Annotated in this window: 17 protein-coding genes; 15 read left to right on the top strand and 2 right to left on the bottom strand. The window is 63.6% G+C overall.

Translation table 11 applies throughout. The features are described from left to right. Position 1 precedes the first annotated feature (1 nt). From ACN0YF_RS06175 to ACN0YF_RS06115, 13 genes are all read left to right on the top strand, one after another. On the top strand, positions 2-1,090 hold the full coding sequence (locus ACN0YF_RS06175; RefSeq protein WP_417493725.1) for a class I SAM-dependent methyltransferase: 1,089 nt from the start codon (positions 2-4) through the stop codon (positions 1,088-1,090). A gap of 68 nt (positions 1,091-1,158) precedes the next feature. After that, on the top strand, positions 1,159-2,091 hold the full coding sequence (locus tag ACN0YF_RS06170) for a ribose-phosphate pyrophosphokinase (RefSeq protein ID WP_417481617.1): 933 nt from the start codon (positions 1,159-1,161) through the stop codon (positions 2,089-2,091). Between the two features lie 157 nt (positions 2,092-2,248). Then, complete coding sequence (locus ACN0YF_RS06165; RefSeq protein WP_417493724.1) at positions 2,249-2,884, top strand: 50S ribosomal protein L25/general stress protein Ctc; 636 nt, start codon at positions 2,249-2,251, stop codon at positions 2,882-2,884. Positions 2,885-2,916: 32 nt separating this feature from the next. Beyond that, on the top strand, positions 2,917-3,501 hold the full coding sequence (pth, locus tag ACN0YF_RS06160) for an aminoacyl-tRNA hydrolase (protein ID WP_417481378.1): 585 nt from the start codon (positions 2,917-2,919) through the stop codon (positions 3,499-3,501). Between the two features lie 39 nt (positions 3,502-3,540). Further along, a complete protein-coding gene (gene ychF / locus ACN0YF_RS06155; protein WP_417493723.1) occupies positions 3,541-4,638 on the top strand; it encodes a redox-regulated ATPase YchF in 1,098 nt (365 codons plus the stop codon). A gap of 243 nt (positions 4,639-4,881) precedes the next feature. Then, positions 4,882-6,426 carry an MBOAT family O-acyltransferase gene (locus tag ACN0YF_RS06150; protein WP_417493722.1) on the top strand — a complete coding sequence of 515 codons (1,545 nt, stop codon included), beginning with the start codon at positions 4,882-4,884 and terminating at the stop codon, positions 6,424-6,426. 1 nt (position 6,427) lies between these two features. Further along, the gene (locus ACN0YF_RS06145) at positions 6,428-7,867 is read left to right on the top strand and encodes a hypothetical protein (protein WP_417493721.1); all 1,440 of its coding nucleotides are present in this window, start codon (positions 6,428-6,430) and stop codon (positions 7,865-7,867) included. A 119-nt stretch (positions 7,868-7,986) separates the two neighbouring features. After that, a complete protein-coding gene (locus ACN0YF_RS06140) occupies positions 7,987-8,319 on the top strand; it encodes a zinc ribbon domain-containing protein YjdM (RefSeq protein WP_417493720.1) in 333 nt (110 codons plus the stop codon). A 65-nt stretch (positions 8,320-8,384) separates the two neighbouring features. Beyond that, positions 8,385-9,095: a DUF4197 domain-containing protein gene (locus ACN0YF_RS06135; protein ID WP_417481381.1), complete on the top strand. Its 711-nt coding sequence runs from the start codon at positions 8,385-8,387 to the stop codon at positions 9,093-9,095. Positions 9,096-9,203: 108 nt separating this feature from the next. Beyond that, positions 9,204-9,641, top strand: coding sequence for a group III truncated hemoglobin (locus ACN0YF_RS06130; RefSeq protein WP_417493719.1), 438 nt, complete (start codon positions 9,204-9,206; stop codon positions 9,639-9,641). Between the two features lie 86 nt (positions 9,642-9,727). Continuing rightward, positions 9,728-10,993: a multidrug effflux MFS transporter gene (locus ACN0YF_RS06125; RefSeq protein ID WP_417493718.1), complete on the top strand. Its 1,266-nt coding sequence runs from the start codon at positions 9,728-9,730 to the stop codon at positions 10,991-10,993. A 75-nt stretch (positions 10,994-11,068) separates the two neighbouring features. Next, a complete protein-coding gene (locus ACN0YF_RS06120) occupies positions 11,069-11,947 on the top strand; it encodes a crotonase/enoyl-CoA hydratase family protein (protein WP_417493717.1) in 879 nt (292 codons plus the stop codon). A gap of 76 nt (positions 11,948-12,023) precedes the next feature. Continuing rightward, on the top strand, positions 12,024-13,508 hold the full coding sequence (locus tag ACN0YF_RS06115; protein ID WP_417493716.1) for an esterase/lipase family protein: 1,485 nt from the start codon (positions 12,024-12,026) through the stop codon (positions 13,506-13,508). A 10-nt stretch (positions 13,509-13,518) separates the two neighbouring features. Here ACN0YF_RS06115 and ACN0YF_RS06110 read toward each other — a convergent pair whose 3' ends face one another. Beyond that, on the bottom strand, positions 13,519-14,424 hold the full coding sequence (locus ACN0YF_RS06110; RefSeq protein ID WP_417493715.1) for a PhzF family phenazine biosynthesis protein: 906 nt from the start codon (positions 14,422-14,424) through the stop codon (positions 13,519-13,521). A gap of 108 nt (positions 14,425-14,532) precedes the next feature. Here ACN0YF_RS06110 and ACN0YF_RS06105 point away from each other — a divergent pair, with 108 nt between their 5' ends. Beyond that, positions 14,533-15,060, top strand: a complete 528-nt coding sequence (locus tag ACN0YF_RS06105; RefSeq protein WP_417493714.1) for a GNAT family N-acetyltransferase — start codon at positions 14,533-14,535, stop codon at positions 15,058-15,060. A gap of 51 nt (positions 15,061-15,111) precedes the next feature. Here ACN0YF_RS06105 and ACN0YF_RS06100 read toward each other — a convergent pair whose 3' ends face one another. Continuing rightward, positions 15,112-16,005 (bottom strand): 23S rRNA (adenine(2030)-N(6))-methyltransferase RlmJ, encoded by an 894-nt coding sequence (locus ACN0YF_RS06100; RefSeq protein ID WP_417493713.1) that lies wholly within the window; start codon positions 16,003-16,005, stop codon positions 15,112-15,114. Positions 16,006-16,134: 129 nt separating this feature from the next. On the opposite strand from ACN0YF_RS06100, the gene ACN0YF_RS06095 reads away from it, so the two are divergent. Further along, entirely contained in the window at positions 16,135-16,911 is a 777-nt protein-coding gene (locus ACN0YF_RS06095) for a hypothetical protein (protein ID WP_417493712.1), read from the top strand. Positions 16,912-16,918 lie beyond the last annotated feature (7 nt).

Genomic DNA, 16,918 nt, shown 5'->3' with positions numbered 1-16,918 from the left:
CATGATTGCCGACCGACTGCGCGAACGTATCGCGGAGAGCGGCCCGATTTCGGTTGCCGCTTTCATGACGCAGGCCCTGTTCGATCCGAGCGAGGGGTTTTACGCCACCAAGGATCCGATCGGCGCCGGTGCCGATTTCATCACCGCGCCGGAGATCAGCCAGATGTTCGGCGAACTGGTCGGCCTGTGGATCGCCCAGAGCTGGCTCGACATGGGCAAGCCTGATCCGGTGCAAGTGGTCGAGCTTGGCCCGGGCCGTGGCACGATGATGTCGGACGCGCTGCGCGCGTGCCGCGCCGTTCCGGGTCTGCTGCCGGCCATGCAGGTTACCCTGATCGAGGCCAGCGCCGCCCTCAAGGCAGTACAGGCCCAGACCCTCGGCCCCAGCGGCGCGCAGATCCGCTGGATCGACCGGCTGGAGAATGTGCCCGCCGGCCCGGCGATCATCGTCGGCAATGAATTCCTCGACTGCCTGCCGCTGCGCCAGGCCATCCGCCACGCCGGCCGCTGGCATGAACGCCTTGTGGGGCTGGACGAAAATGATGCCAATGAATTCGTCTTCGTGCTCGGCCCGCCGCTGGGCGTTGACGAGGCGCTGATCCCGGAACGCCTGCGCGAGGCCCCCGACAACAGTCTCGTCGAGCTGCGTCCGGGCGACCGGCAAGTGGTCGATCAGCTCGCCGCGCGGTTCGCGACCCAGCCCGGCCGCGCCCTGCTGATCGATTACGGCCCCGCCCACAGCGAGACAGGCGATACGCTGCAGGCGATCCGCGCGCACCAGAAAGTCCCGCCGCTGCAGGATCCGGGAACGGCCGATCTGACGGCACGGGTCGATTTCGAATCATTGATCACGGCAGCCCGCGAGCACGGCCTGACCAGCTGGGGGCCGGTCGAACAGGGCCCCTTCCTGCTTAATCTCGGCATGGAGGCCCGCGCCGCCGTGCTGTCGCAGGCCAGCCCCGGCCAACGCAGTGTGATCGCCCGCCAGGTCTGGCGTCTGACCGATGAGGAGCAGATGGGATCGCTGTTCAAGCTGGTGTGTCTGGACAGTCCCGGCCTCGCCATCCCGCCCGGATTCTCCGCAGACTGAGTCTTTCGGCTTCAATCCCGGGCCTGCCTCTGTTAATCAGCCTCACAATTCACAAGGGGCCATTCGCCATGAAGTTGCTGTCCGGCACATCCAACCGGCCACTCGCCCGCGCGATCGCCGATTATCTCGATGCGCCGCTGACGGCGAGCGAGATCGAGCGTTTCGCTGATGGTGAGATTTTCGTCCGCATCGACGAGAACGTCCGCGGCGAGGATGTCTTCATCATCCAGTCGACCTCCTGCCCCGCCAATGACCATTTGATGGAATTGCTGATCTGCACCGACGCCCTGGTTCGCGCCAGTGCCCGCCGGATCACCGCCGTCATCCCCTATTTCGGCTATGCCCGCCAGGACCGCAAAACCGGCGGCCGCACACCGATCTCCGCCAAGCTGGTCGCCAACCTGATCGCCAAGTCCGGCGCTGACCGGGTTCTGACCATCGATCTGCATGCCGGCCAGATCCAGGGCTTTTTCGACATCCCGACCGACAATCTCTTCGCCACCAAGGTGATCGAGGACGATATCCGCCGTCGCTACCAGCCCGACAATCTGATGATCGTCTCGCCGGATGTCGGCGGTGTGGTGCGTGCCCGCGCCCTGGCGAAACTGCTCGACGCCGAGATTGCCATCGTCGACAAGCGCCGCCCGAAGGCCGGCGTGTCGGAAGTGATGAATATCATCGGCGATGTCGAAGGCCGCCGCTGCATCCTGTTTGACGATATCTGCGATTCGGGCGGCACGCTGTGCAACGCTGCCGAAGCGCTGCTCAAGTGCGGCGCGATCGAGGTTTCCGCCTATGTCACCCATGGCGTGATGTCGAACGATGCCCAGGGCCGGATCGCCAAGTCGGCGCTGAAGGAAGTGGTCATCACCGACTCCATCACCGAATTGCCGGCCTCGACCCAGACAGAGAAAGTGCGCCAGCTTTCCATCGCACCGCTGCTGGGCGAAGCCATCCGCCGGATCGCCAATGACGAGTCCGTTTCCAAGCTGTTTGACTGAAGAAATCACCCGGGAGCTGACTCTTCCGCCGCGGTGCAGTTGCGCGGCGCGCAGGGATCAGTTATAGCCCGCCGCTCGAAATAACACCGTGGCGCGATGCCAAGAAAAATCGCCGCCCGCCTGGTCTGGCGGCGTTTGTATTTAAGGAAACAGGTCGATGAGCTCCAACATCGTTCTCACCGTTGATGTTCGTGAAGGCACTGGCAAGGGCGCGGCTCGCGCTGCCCGCCGTGAAGACCTGGTTCCAGGCGTCGTCTATGGCGGCACGCTTGGCCCGGTCGCGATCAATCTGCGCGGCAATGAAATCCGCAAGGCTCTGCTGAGCGGCAATTTCCTCTCGCACATCATCGAGCTGAACCACGAAGGCAAGAACCAGAAGGTTATCGCCCGTGACATCCAGTTCCACCCGGTCTCCGACAAGGCGATGCATGTCGACATGTACCGCGTCGAAGCCGGCACAAAGATCCGCGTCAATGTCGCCGTTCAATTCCAGAACGAAGAGACTTGCCCGGCCCTGAAGCGTGGCGGCGTGCTCAATATCGTCCGTCACGATCTCGAGCTGCTCTGCCCGGCTTCGGATATCCCTGAATTCATCGCCGTCGACCTGACCGGCCTCGAAATCGGCGATTCGATCCACATGTCGGCCGTCACCCTGCCAAAGGGCGTGAAGCCAACCATCTCCCGCGACTTCACCATTGCGACCCTGCAGGGTTCGCGCGCCGTTCTCACCGAACTGGATGAGACCGAAGGCGAAGAAGCAGCTGAAGCTGAAGAAGAAGGCGGCGAGGAGTAATCCTCGCCGGCCGATCCTGAGGGCGGCCGACGATGATGATCCTGGCAGGGCTCGGCAATCCCGAGCCCAAATACCTGCGCAATCGGCACAATGTCGGCTTCATGACGATGGACGTCATCGCGGCGGCCTGGAGTGCTGGCCCATGGCGCAAGCGCTTCCAGGGGCTGTGTGCCGAGCTGACCGTTTCGACGGCCGCCGGCCCGAAAAAGCTCCTGCTGCTCAAGCCGCAGACCTTTTACAATAATTCCGGCAATTGCGTCGCTGCGGCGGCGAAATTCCACAAGGTTGCGCCCGAGAATGTCGTGGTCTTCCACGACGAGCTCGATCTCGACCCGGGCAAGTTCCGGCTCAAGACCGGCGGCGGCGCAGCCGGCAATAACGGCATCAAATCCGTCACCCAGCAGCTCGGTCCCGATTTCCGCCGCGGCCGTATCGGCATCGGTCATCCCGGCGATCGCAACCGCGTAACCGATTATGTCCTGTCCGATTTCGACAAGCATGACGAACCCTGGCTGATCGACCTGCTTGACGCCATCGCGGATTCCATCGACCTGCTCGCATCGGGCGAGTTCGACGCCTTCCAGACACGCGTGACACACAAGGCTCCGGCCCCGTAAGAACGGCTCCCGGCCCGGCACTTCAAGAGGACAAGCATCATGGGTTTCAAATGCGGTATCGTCGGCCTGCCCAATGTCGGCAAGTCGACCCTGTTCAACGCCCTGACGCAGACTGCCGCCGCCCAGGCCGCGAATTATCCCTTCTGCACCATCGAGCCCAATGTCGGTGATGTTGCCGTGCCAGAGCCGCGCCTGCTGAAACTGGCCGAGATCGCCGGTTCGAAGGAAATCCTGCCGGCCCGGATGAATTTCGTCGATATCGCCGGCCTGGTTGAAGGCGCCTCCAAGGGTGAGGGCCTGGGCAACAAGTTTCTCGCCACCATCCGCGAAACCGATGCGATCGCCTATGTGCTGCGCTGTTTCGATGATGACGACATCACCCATGTGAGCGGCAAGATCGACCCGCTGGCCGATCTGGAAACCGTCGAGACCGAGCTGATGCTCGCCGACATGGAAAGCCTGGAAAAACGCAAGGCCGGCCTCGAGAAGAAGGCCAAGTCCGGCGACAAGGATGCCAAGGCAATCCTGCCGCTGATCGACCTGGCGCTGGCCGAGCTTGTTGAAGGCCGCCCGGCCCGCTTCGCGAAAGTCTCCAAGGATGATGAAAAAGCCTGGCGCGGCCTGCAGCTGCTGACCACCAAGCCTGTCCTCTTCATCGCCAATGTCGGCGAAGAGGATGCCGCCACCGGCAATGCCTATTCCGAGATCGTTACCAAGCGTGCCGCCGAGGAAGGCGCCGAAGCCGTGGTGATCTCCGCCAAGATCGAGGCCGAACTGGCCATGCTCGCCAATGAAGAGCGCGCCGAATATCTCGAAGAGCTCGGCCTGCACGAGGCCGGTCTCGATCGCCTGATCCACACCGGCTATAAACTGCTCGACCTGGTGACCTATTTCACCGTCGGCCCGAAAGAAGCCCGCGCCTGGACCATTCATGAAGGCTGGACCGCACCGCAGGCCGCCGGCGTTATCCATGGCGATTTCGAAAAAGGCTTCATCCGCGCCGAGACCATTGCCTTCGACGACTTCGTCGCCTGCAACGGTGAAGCCGGTGCCAAGGAAGCGGGCAAGATGCGCGCTGAAGGCAAGGACTATGTCGTCCATGACGGCGATGTGATGCATTTCCGGTTCAACGTCTGAGGCGGCGCTCCTGCCTGAACCTGCATACCGCGCCGGTTATGACCTGAGCCGCGATCGTGTCAGACGGGAAATTCCGTATCCCGTCCGGGACTTCCGGCCAGTCGGCGGACCTGGTCCGGTGGTTGCGTTTTGACCGGGAGGCTGTAGCTTCGCCGGTGACAGGGGCAGGGGAAGGCGCATCACGGGACTCGATGGCCCGGGAATGCCCGAATAAGACCCATCCACAGGATCCGGTTGCGTTCGATGGTATTCTCAGACCCGATATTTGTTTTCCTGTTCGTGCCCGTCTTCCTGCTGTGCTTCTACGCCTCGGCCCGCCTCGATCATGCGGCACTTTCCAAGATCATCATCATCGTCTTTTCGCTGGCCTTTTACGGCTGGTGGAAGGTCGAGTACCTGGCGATCATTTCCGCCTCGATCCTGTTCAACTATGCCATCCACCGCGCCATTCTGCGGAGGCGTGAATCCGGGTCGCACAGGCTTGCCCTTGTCGTTCTCGGGATCGCCGGAAACCTGCTGGCGCTGGGTTACTACAAGTACTGCAACTTCTTCATCGAATCCCTGGATTTCATGTTCGGGTTCGACTTCCGGACCTTCAACATCATCCTGCCGCTGGCGATCTCCTTCTTCACCTTCCAGCAGATCGCCTTCCTGTGCGACACCTATAGCGGCAAGGCCGGGCAAAGCCGGTTTGTCGACTATGTCATCTTCGTCTGCTTCTTCCCGCAACTGATCGCCGGCCCGATTGTCCATCACAGCCAGATGATCCCGCAATTCGCGGCGAATTTCGCCAACCGGGCCAGCTATTCCTTTCAGAAGATCAAGAAATATCTCGTCGTCGGCATGGCGCTGTTCTGCATCGGCCTGTTCAAGAAGGTCATCATCGCCGACAATCTCTCCCAGGTCGCGGGTCCGGTGTTTGACGCCTATGCAGCCGGCGGTGTGCTCTCGACGACAGAGACCTGGCTGGGCGTGCTCGCCTATACCTCTCAAATCTATTTTGATTTCTCCGGCTATTCGGACATGGCGGCGGCGCTCGCCTTCATGATCGGAATCAAATTGCCGCGAAACTTCTTCAGCCCCTACAAGGCTAGGAGCATCGTCGATTTCTGGCGCCGCTGGCACATCACCCTGTCGAACTTTCTGCGGGACTATCTCTACATCCCGCTGGGCGGCAATCGTGGCGGATCTGCCCGGCGCTACCTCAATCTGATGATCACCATGCTGCTGGGCGGACTGTGGCATGGCGCCTCGATCGTCTTTATCGCCTGGGGCGCGCTGCATGGCGCTGCCCTCGTGGTCTGTCACCTCTGGACGCGCTACGCGCCGGCCCCGGCACGGCGGTTGATGGATCATGGCAGCGGCTGGCTGATCACCATGCTGGTCGTGGTCACCGGCTGGGTTCTGTTCCGGGCCGCAGACCTGGATACGGCCACATCAATGCTGCACTCCATGTTTGCCGGTGCGGATGCCTGGGGCCTGCAGACCTCAGGAGACTGGCCGCCACTGGCCTTGCAGCTTCTCGCCCTGTCCGGAGCCATCGCCATCTGGCTCCCGAACACCGTCGAGATCTTTCGCAACCAAGAGGTCTTCATCGCGGATGAGAAGACACCGCCGCCAGCTCCGCCCGCCCTTCACCGTCCCGGGGTCTTCAGATTCACAATCCATGTGCCCCCGTTCGCGGTGAACATCCGCTGGGCGATGGTGACCGGGTGCCTGGCATTCTTCTATGTGGTCTATGTTAGCCGTATCGGGGCCCATAATGAGTTCATCTACTTCCAGTTCTGAGATGACCTACGGACGCTTCGCCCTCGCCGCGCTTCTGAGCTTCCTGGCGCTCTGCGCCGCCACGATTGGCGTCGTCCTGTTCCTGTCGGGACGCTTGGTCGGGGGCGATGGCGCCTGGACAAGCTGGTCGCTCGACCTCAAGGAGGAGGCTGCGGCACAGATCGATGGCCCGAAGCTCATCATCATTTCCGGCTCCAGCGGCAATCTCGGCTATAGCGCCGAGCAACTCTCGGAGGCGCTGGGAGTCGATGTGGTCAACATGGCCTCGCATGCCGGCCTGGCTGTGCCCTATTTCGCCTATCTGGCAACGCGTAATGCGGCGCCGGGCGACGTAGTCGTCCTGCCACTGGAATATGAGGCCTACAGCCGGGACAAGCTCACCTCGCTGACAGCCGTCGTCGATTTTGAACGGGGGCTGGGCCTGTTCGGTTTTCTGGAGCCGCGCGAACGGGTGGAGTATCTCCGCGCCTTTCCCGTCGGCGAACTCCTCTCGGTCGCTGGCCAATTCCTGGCGGGCGAGCAATTCGACATCCCCGACTCCGGCTATTGGCGATTTGGCGTCAACGCCTATGGCGATCTGGATCTCCCCGGCCCGTCGCGGACAGACGCCCTCAAGGCCCTCGGCAGCGCGCGCGAAGCGGAGGATGAACGCCTCTTCCTGGCCCGGCCGGCTGCACGCTATCTGACGGCGCTGCGAAATGAACTGAACAGCCGCGGGGTTCAGCTCATTCTCACGCAGCCGCCACTGCACGAGTTCTCCACCCTGTCCCGTGGAGCCATCAGCAACCTGGCCTCACAGCTCGAGGAGCAAGGGCTGGAATACCATTACCTGTTCAATGACAACCGTGTCCCGGCCGACATGATGCTCGATTCGCGCTACCATACCGGCGCCTCAGGCCGGCGCGTCGCGACGGCACGGCTCGCCCTGGTGCTGTGCGATATCGTCGATTTCGACGCGATGGCCGCGCCTGGCGAGACCTGCACTCCCGCCGCGATGGAGGAGCAACGCGCCTGGTCCGACTCCATCGGCAACATGGCCACATTCGCCCGGGAACGGGCCTTGAACGAGATCGCATACCGGCCTGCAGGCTCCTCGCCGCTGCGGCGCTCGGGCAATTTCCGCAACATCACCTTCGACGCCGTCGCACCCGTCCGGTGCCATTCCATGCTGTATTTCCGGGTCCGGCCCGAACAGCCCGAGACCCGGGTCACCGTCTCGGTCAATGGCGAGACGCGTGGATCGCACCTGTTCACGGCCGGCACGAGCTCGGGTGCCCTCAGGCCCTGGAGCGGCGCCCTCTACCTGCCCCATGGCCGCAATGAGCTGGCGCGGGTGCGCTTCACCGCAGATCGGTGGAACTCGGAGCGTAACAATGTGAGCCTGACCTTCAGCCAGCTGTTCAGAAAGACCGACTGCCCGTCCGCCCCGGGCGTGAGGTGAAAAACCGGCGTGCAGGGAGTTTTTCCGCCCTCCTGCCAACCCGCCCCTCCCCGCGCATCGACAAACCGGCGCAAAGCGCCTAAGCCGCTCGCGTTCAAATCCTGTCGCCGGAGTCACCCATGTCCGAATTGCCGCCCTGCCCGAAATGCGCCTGTGTCTACACCTATGAGGATGGACCACTGCTGGTCTGCCCGGAGTGTGCACATGAATGGTCGGCAGAGGCTGCAGCCGAGACCGGGCCGGTCTGGCGCGATGCCAACGGGGCCGAACTCACCGATGGCGATACCGTCACCGTGATCAAGGACCTCAAGGTCAAGGGTTCGTCCCTGGTCGTGAAGGTTGGCACCAAGGTCAAGAATATCCGCCTGGTCGAGGGCGATCACGACATTGACTGCCGCATTGACGGCGTTGGCGCGATGCAGCTGAAGTCGGAATTCGTCAAAAAGGCCTGACTGATCGGGCGGCGTTCAAGCCCGGTTCAGGCGAACGGTGCGATATCAAACGCTGGAGGACTGTCATGCTGCGACGCCAATTTATCATTTCCACCCTTGCGCTCACCCTCGCTCCGGCGGCGATGGCCCAGAATTATGGCCGGTTGAGCCAGACCGATGCCCGTTCCGGCATTCGCGCCGCGCTGGAGACAGCCGCGCGCCTGGCAACCCAGCGCCTGGGCCGGGCGGACGGCTTTTTCGGCGATCCGGCAGTGCACATCCCGCTGCCGCGCCAGCTCGCCAGCCTGCAGAACCAGCTCAGCCGCGTCGGCATGTCGGGCCCGGTTGATGATCTGGAACTACGCATCAATCGCTCCGCCGAGGCGGCGATGCCCGAGGCCGGACGCATTTTCACCGATGCGGTGCAATCGATCAGCGTCGGCGATGCCGTCTCGATCGTGCGCGGCGGCAATACCGCGGCGACCGATTATCTGCGCGACCGCAGCGAAAGCCGCCTCACCAGCCTCCTGCGCCCCTCGATGGAGACCGCACTCACCGGCTCGGGCGCCTATCGCGCCGTTGATGCGGTCGAGCCCCAGGTCTCGCGGGGCCAGAGCCTGCTCGGTGGCCTGTTCGGCAATCGCAGCGCCACCGGCTCCCTGCGCGATACCGTCACCGATCACGCGGTTGGCCGCGCCATTGACGGCGTCTTCCACTATATCGGCCAGGAAGAGCGCGCCATCCGTCAGGACCCGGTGCAGCGCGGCAGCGACATCCTGCGGCGTGTATTCGGCTAGACCCGCTCTGGTCCACACGGGCCGGGGGACGCGACACCAGGCCGCGCCAGGGGCGCTTGCCGCTCCCTGCCGGTGCGCCTAGCCTGAACCTTCCCAGGAGAAACCGGCATGAGCACCCCCTACCCGATCCGCGTCACCGAGGCGCGCGACGCTGCCCGCGATGCCGCAGCAGCGATGGGCATTGATGCGACACTGATCTCCAGCCTTGTCGACGGCTTCTACACCCATGTCCGCGCCGACCCCGTACTGGGTCCGATCTTCGATGGCGAGATCGGCGATGAATGGGACGAGCACCTTGCCAAGCTGAAGCGCTTCTGGTCGTCCATCATGCTGCATGATGGCAGCTATTCCGGACGGCCCATGCCGGTTCACATGAAGCTGACCGGGCTGACACCCGAGCATTTCCAGACCTGGCTGACCCTGTTTGAACAGACGCTGGGCGAGATCGGTGCCAGCGAAGCCGCGCAGGCCCATTTCATGGACCGTGCCCGGCGGATCGCGCAGAGCTTCCAGCTCAATATCTTCTACAATCCAAAACAGGGCTGAAGCGGTCCAGCGCAGTTCACGCCTTGCATGACCGGACATCCTTGCGCATGTGTGCTGGCTGGATGCGTGGTCATGAGGGGGCTTTAATGTCAGCTGGAGTCAATGCGTCGATGCCCGCGCCCGCGAGCATGAAACTGGGCGAGCTTGTGGCCCTGCTGGTCGCGATGACGGCTGTCGTCGCCCTGGCCATCGACATGATGCTGCCGGCGCTTGATGATATCGCCGCCGGTCTCGGCACCGCCCACCCCAATGATCGCCAATATGTCATCACCGCCTACCTGCTCGGATTTGGCGGCGCACAGTTGATCTATGGTCCGCTCTCCGATGCCTATGGCCGCAAACCCGTCATCCTCGGTGCGCTGGGCCTGTTTCTGATCGCCAGCCTGGTCTGCATGCTGTCGCAGAGCTTCGAGATGCTGCTGATCGCGCGCGTCTTCCAGGGCGCCGCCGCGGCAGCCTGCCGCGTCATCGCCACCGCCATTGCCCGCGACCTGACCTCCGGCCGGCGCATGGCCGAAGTGATGTCGATGGTGATGACCGTATTCATGGCCGTGCCCGTGCTGGCACCGAGCATGGGGCAGTTGATCCTGTTCGTGCTGCCCTGGCAGGGAATTTTCGGCTTTCTGATGGTGTTCGCGCTCGGCCTCATGGTCTGGCTGCACTTTCGCATGCCCGAGACCCTGCACCCGGAATTCCGCCAGAAACTGGGCTGGGGCACATCGATCCACGCCTTCACCGAAGCGATGACGACGCGGCTGACCCTGGGCTATACCCTGGCCGGCGCCGCCTTCTTCAGCGGGCTCTATGCCTTCCTCGGATCATCGGAACAGATATTCGCCGAGCACTTCGCGCTCGGTGACAGCTTCCCCCTCGCCTTCGCCGCTATCGCCCTTGGCATGGGTGTGACCAGTTACGCCAACTCGAAACTGGTGATGCGACTGGGCCAGCGGCGCCTGTCCCACTGGGCCCTGATCGCCTTCACCGTGATCAGCGCCGCCCATGCCGGCCTGCTGGTGGCGGGCGTCGACAATCTTGTGGTCTTCATGGTGATGCTGGCGGCTGCGATGGCCCTGCTCGGGCTGATCGGAGCCAATTTCAGCGCCCTGGCGATGGAGCCCGTCGGCCATATCGCCGGCACCGCCTCGGCGGCCTATGGCTTCCTGACCGGCGTGCTCGCCGCCCTCGCCGGCGCCTATATCGGCCAGCTCTATGACGGCACACCCGTGCCGCTCGTGACCGGGCAGGCCGCGATGGGCGCGATGACGATCGTCATCGTGCTGATCACCGAGCGCGGACGCCTGTTCGTCAACAGCATCGAAGATGAGGCGGCAGACAGCGATACGCCTGCCTGACCCCTGCATGACAGGTGGCAGCGGGCCTCACGTCTGCTAGCGTGAGCCCCAGCCTGAGACGGGGGAGCCGGCACCATGACGTTCAACACCATCACCTATGCCGTTGAAGACCACGTCGCGACGATCAGCCTGAACCGGCCGCACCGGCTCAATGCCTTCACCTATGAGATGGGCGACGAGCTGATTGCCGCCTTTGACCTCAGCGATGCCGATGACGAGGTCCGCGCCGTGATCGTGACCGGTGAGCCACCGGCCTTCTGCGCCGGTGCCGACCTGTCGATGGGTGCAGAAACATTCGATCTGATCGGGCAGTCGCAAGACAGCGGCGAGTTCGACAGCAGCGACCCGAAATGGCGCGATGCCGGCGGCAAGCTCAACCTGCGCATCTGGGACAGTCTCAAACCGGTGATCGGCGCGATCAATGGCGCTTCGGTCGGGATCGGTGCAACCATGATCCTGCCGATGGATATCCGCCTGGCCTCGATCGACGCGAAGTTCGCCTATCCCTTCGCGAAGCGCGGCATTGTCTGGGATGGCTGTGCCAGCTGGTTCCTGCCGCGTGTGGTGGGAATTTCCACGGCGATGGACTGGGGCCTGACCGGACGCACCTTCTCCGCCGCCGAAGCCTTTGAATCCGGACTGGTGGCCCGCGTCGTCCCGGCCGTCGACTTGATGCCCGAAGCCCGCAAGCGCGCCCGGGAGATCGTCGAACGCTGCGCTCCGGTCTCGGTGACGCTGATGCGGCGCATGGCCTGGCGCATGCTGGGGGCGAGCCATCCGATGGAGGCGCACCGCGTCGAAACCCAGGGTATTTTGCAGGCCGGCGTCGGGCCGGATGCGATGGAAGGCGTGATGTCTTTCCTCGAGAAACGCGCGCCGGAATTCCCGCTCAAGGTCTCCACGGACCTTCCCGACTGGCACCCCTGGTGGGACAGTGCCGAGGATGATTACTAGCCCAACGCGTTTGCCACATTATCCCACAGCCTGTGGATGTGCTATTCTGATGCCTCATTCGCTGTGAGGTATCGCCATGCCCGGACATGTGTTGCTGATCCACGGCTGGAGTGCATCTGACAAATCCATGGCCGAGGTCGGTCATTTCCTGACCGTATACGGCTACCAGACCGCCGACCTCTTCCTCGGCGGCTATCCCTCCATGTCCGACGATGTTCACGTTGCGGACTCGGCGCGGCGCATGCAGGCCGTGATCAACGAAATGCAGGGCGATGGACGCCTGCCGGCCCGCTTTCACCTCATCGTGCATTCAACCGGTGCCCTGGTGGCGCGGCGCTGGCTGGCGGAGAATTATCCCGCCGGCGGCGCGCCGGTCGACAATCTGCTGATGCTGGCGCCGGCCAATTTCGGCTCGCCCCTGGCAACGCTCGGCCGCTCGCTGCTGGCGCGCATGGTCAAGGGCTGGAATCGTGGCTTCCAGACGGGGACGGAATTCCTGCATGCGCTCGAGCTGGGCTCCTGCCTGCAGCAGGACATCGCCCTCATCGACCGGCTCTCGCCCGATGGCGAAACGGCCAGCCCCTTCTCGGCCACGGGCACGCGCCCCTTCGTCCTCGTCGGCGCCTGCCAGATCCCCGGCACCCAGATCCTCGGCGAGGAGGCCTGGGATGGCACGGTGCGGATCGCCAGTGCCAATATGGATCCGCAGGGGATGACCGTCGACTTCACCACCGGTTCCCTGACCGAGCCCAGGCTGACGCAATGGACAAGGCGCGGCCCCGACAAGACGCCCTTCGCTGTCCTGCCCGACCGGCATCACCTCACCGTACTGCGCCCCGCGGCCAAGCGCAGCGAGTCGAAAGACCCGGCGACCGCCAACCGCTTGTCGCAATTGATCCTGGACGCCCTCGCCGTGAACAGCGCAGCCGGATATGATCAGGTCGCGGCGCAATGGCAGGCGGTGTGCGACGAGACGCGCAAGCTCGCCCAGGATGGCGAGGAGGCCGACGCCTTGCGCGAGCGCATCCTCGGACGCGCCAGCGCGGACAAGAGCCGCTTCAATGAGTTCTACCAGATCGTGGTCGACGCCGTCGACGAGACCGGCCTGCCCGTCACCGATTACCAGCTCTGGCTGACGGCACCGCGCGTGTCCGGCAAGAACAGCGTCAGTGCCGGCAAGGCGATCACCCGGATCGAGATCGATGCCCACAACAATCTGATCAAGGGCGCCCACCGCAATCGCCGCAATAGCGAAAGGCGGGTGCTGCACATCGATCGTCGCGCCCTGCTCCAGAGCGAGGGCTTTTTGCGCAAGACCCTCACCCGCGCCTATGAACCGGTTTTGGCGGCCGCCATCACGGCCGCCTCGCCGGGCGACAAGATCGCCTATTTCTCGAAGGATGCGCGCGAAGGCAGCGGCCTGATCCGGCTGCGGACCCATTCGCCCAGCTCGGATGCCGGTGGTGACCGCTTCCTGCGCCGCTATGCTACGCATTTCCTGAGGGTGATCATCCCGCGCGTGCTCGATGATGACGTGTTCACGGTACGGCCGCTTGGCTAGCTTCAGCGGGCTAGAGCAGCACGCCCTCGGCCACCTTGACCGCATCGCCGCCGATCATAAGCTCGGTCAGCTTGCCGGCCTCTATGCGCAGCAGCAGCCGCATATGGCTGGGCCGGCCCATTTCCAGGCCCTGATACAGGCTGATGGAATGATCGCCATCGCCAAGACCGCCCTGCTCGGCGATCAGTCCGGCAAAGGCCGCCGCCGCGCTGCCAGTCGCCGGATCCTCGAGAATCCCGAGATGCGGCGCGAACATGCGCACACGCCAGTCGGTCGTGTGTTCGGTCGAAGAGGCCTTGGCGACCACAAAGGCTGCGATCGGCGTCTCGCCGCCGAAAGCCTCCTCGAAGGCGGCGGTGTTGATGCGGATATCGGCCATGGTCTCCGCAAAGCGTACCGGCACGATGGCGTAGGGCACGCCCGCCGACCAGACACCGCCTTGCACAGCGGTCTGCAGGAAGTCGCCGGCCTTGAGGCCCAGCGCCTCGACGATCGGGTCGAGCTCCGGGAGTTCGCCGATATATTCGGGCAGCTTCGGTGCGAAGAAGCGGGCCGAGCCCTGGACCGGCCCGGCATAGCGCGCATCGGTGGTCACATCGCCGATCGTCTCTTCGAGCACATAGCGGCGGCGCTTGCCCGGCTCGCCGCCGGCCTTGAGCGCCAGGGCAACAGAGGCCCCGACTGTCGGATGCCCGGCGAAGGGCAATTCGCTCTTGGGTGTGAAGATGCGCAGGCCGTAATCGGCCTCCTGCCCCTTCGGCTCCGTGATGAACACCGTTTCAGACAGATTGAATTCGGCGGCGATCACCTGCATCGCGATATCGTCGAGGTCATCGGCCTCGAGAACGACCGCAAGCGGATTGCCCGAATAGGCCTGGTCGGTGAAGACATCGAGGATGAGATAGGGATGCGGCATGATTGATCTTTCCAAGCGGAGCTTTGGGAACACATAAATGGAATTTCGTCTTGTAGCGACCCTTGGTCCGTGAATACCGTGTCGCGGCCCGATCCGGGAGGAGAGCCTATGAACCTGCAGTTCGAGCGAGTCGATTTGGTTCGCGACCGGGAGGTGCTCACACGCTTCAATGTCGCGTATCTCAACTGGATTGCTGCGGCGGTGGAAGAGCGATTCGCGCTGTCGCTGTCCGGGCTTCTGGGCATGACCATCCCGACCTATGTCGAATCCGCATTAGACAAGCTTTGCGCGGGGACGCCGCCGGAAGGCGCCTTCTACCTCGTCCTCGACGGCGATACCGCTATCGGCATGGGCGGGCTGCGCCAGGTGAGCGATGGCGTCGGCGAGATCAAACGCATCTATGTCTCAGAAGCCGTCCGCGGCGGAGGCGCGGGGGCAAAAATCCTGGACCGGCTCGTGCAAGATGCCCGTGCCTTCGGCTATCGGGAGCTGGTGCTGGACACGGGCCCGTTCATGACCTCCGCTCATCGTCTGTATGAAGCGGCGGGGTTCTTCGACACCCCCCCTTATCCCGGGGCCGAGGTCCCGGAAGCCCTGCATCACGATTGGCGGTTCATGCGTTGCCTGCTGAGCTAGCCGACGGACGGCAGCCGGGCTCCGGCCGACATCATCTTGAACGTTCGCGAACTAGTCTTCGTCAACCGCCTCGACGTCTTCTTCGGTCAGCCCGCCATCGACGCGCCAGCCATAGCCATCGCCCTGCGCCAGTGTCTCGGCGAGCCAGGGCATCAGCGCGAGGAGCTTCTCCTCCAGCTGCCAGGGCGGATTGATGACGATCACACCGGCACCGGCGAGTTTGCCCTCGCTGGCCAGGTCACGGATCCACAAATCGGCGCGCAGGATTTTCTCAGGCTCGAAACCCTGCTCGGTGATCAGCCACTCGGTGAGCCCGTTGTCGAAACGGTCAGCCGCCCAGAGGTTTTTCAGCGAACGCCAGAACACGTACGTGCCTGTGGGCCACTTCTTCAGGGCCGGCATCACCGCCTCGGCCAGATGCGCCAGCTCGTCGCGATCCTCGAAGGGCGGGTCGATCAGGACCAGGCCGCGCTTTTCCTTCGGCGGCACCAGACCGGTCAGGGCCTTGTAGCCATCGCGATGCTCGACCTTGACGCGGCCGTCGCGAGCATAGCGGCGCTCGAGCGTGCGGGCATCAGCCTCGTGCAATTCGCACAACTGCATGCGGTCGATCGGGCGCGTGATGCGGGCGGAGATTTCCGGCGAGCCGGGATATTCGGTCAGGGCGCCGGGATTCATCTCGGCCAGCAGGTCGAGATAGGGCTTGAGCGCCGCGGCGACATCATCGGGCATGTCGGCCCCGAGAATGCGGCCAATACCCTCAACCCATTCAGGGCTGCGCCTGGCCTCGTCGGAGGTCAGGTCATAGGCACCGATTCCCGCGTGGGTATCGATCACCCGATAGGGTTTGTCCTTGGACCCGAGATGTTCGAGGCAAAGCGCGAGGATGGCGTGCTTGACGACATCGGCGAAATTTCCGGCGTGGAAGGCGTGACGATAATTCATGGCCGGGCTATAGCGCGGACGCGGCGGTAATTCCATCATCGCCTGCCGCCAGGCGAGGCTGAATTCGCGGTCGATTCACCGCGAGGCTTCGCCTAGGCTCGCGACCTGTTTCAGAAGAGGTGAGTCCGGATGTTTGTGAAGCTCCACCGGCAAATGCAACGCGATGCCGAATTCGACACCCGGCGCCGCTACAAGATCGGCTGGCTGTTCAAGGACGAGAAGGCGAGCCTGATCTGGGACGCGCCAAAGCCTGTCAGTTTCGACGTCCCCAAACCGACCACTTCGAAATCCGCCACCGTGTGCCCGGCCGCTGTCGAATTTGACCGGCGCCATTTCGTGATCAATTCGCCGATCGACCTGCACCTGCGCATGCAGCCCAATGCCCAGGGCCAGCTGACCCTGACCAATGTCGATGGCCCGATGGCCTCGACCCGTCCGGCCGGGCTGCAGCAGATCCTCGCCCTTTCGCCGCAGAATGAATGGCGCCATCCCAGCCGGCCGATGCTGCAGATCGCCACGCCCTTCGTCTTCGTCTCGGACGATCCGGTCTATGTGAACCAGTTCCCGCCCTTCCTGCACTACATGCCGGTCCAGCGCCCCGGCGTGATGCTGTGCGGCCGTTTTCCGATCGATGTCTGGCCGCGCCAGCACATGTGGGCGTTTGAATGGCATGACCTGTCCAAGGACCTGATCCTGAAGCGCGGCGAGCCGCTCTTCTATGTCCGCTTCGAAACGCCCGATCCGTCGGCACCGGTGCGACTGGTCGAGGCCGAGCGCACGCCGGAACTGCTCAGCTTCATCGCCTCGCTCACCGACGTGACGAATTTCGTCAATCAGAGCTTCCAGCTGTTCGCGACCGCCCGCGAACGCCGGCCCAAAAACCTGCTCGTGGAGAAGAAGCGCTAGCTGCGTC

The organism is Maricaulis sp. (genome assembly GCF_048270265.1).
Taxonomy (GTDB): domain Bacteria; phylum Pseudomonadota; class Alphaproteobacteria; order Caulobacterales; family Maricaulaceae; genus Maricaulis.
Note: the sequence above shows the minus strand (reverse complement) of the source record. Positions and strands in the feature narration are given on the sequence as shown.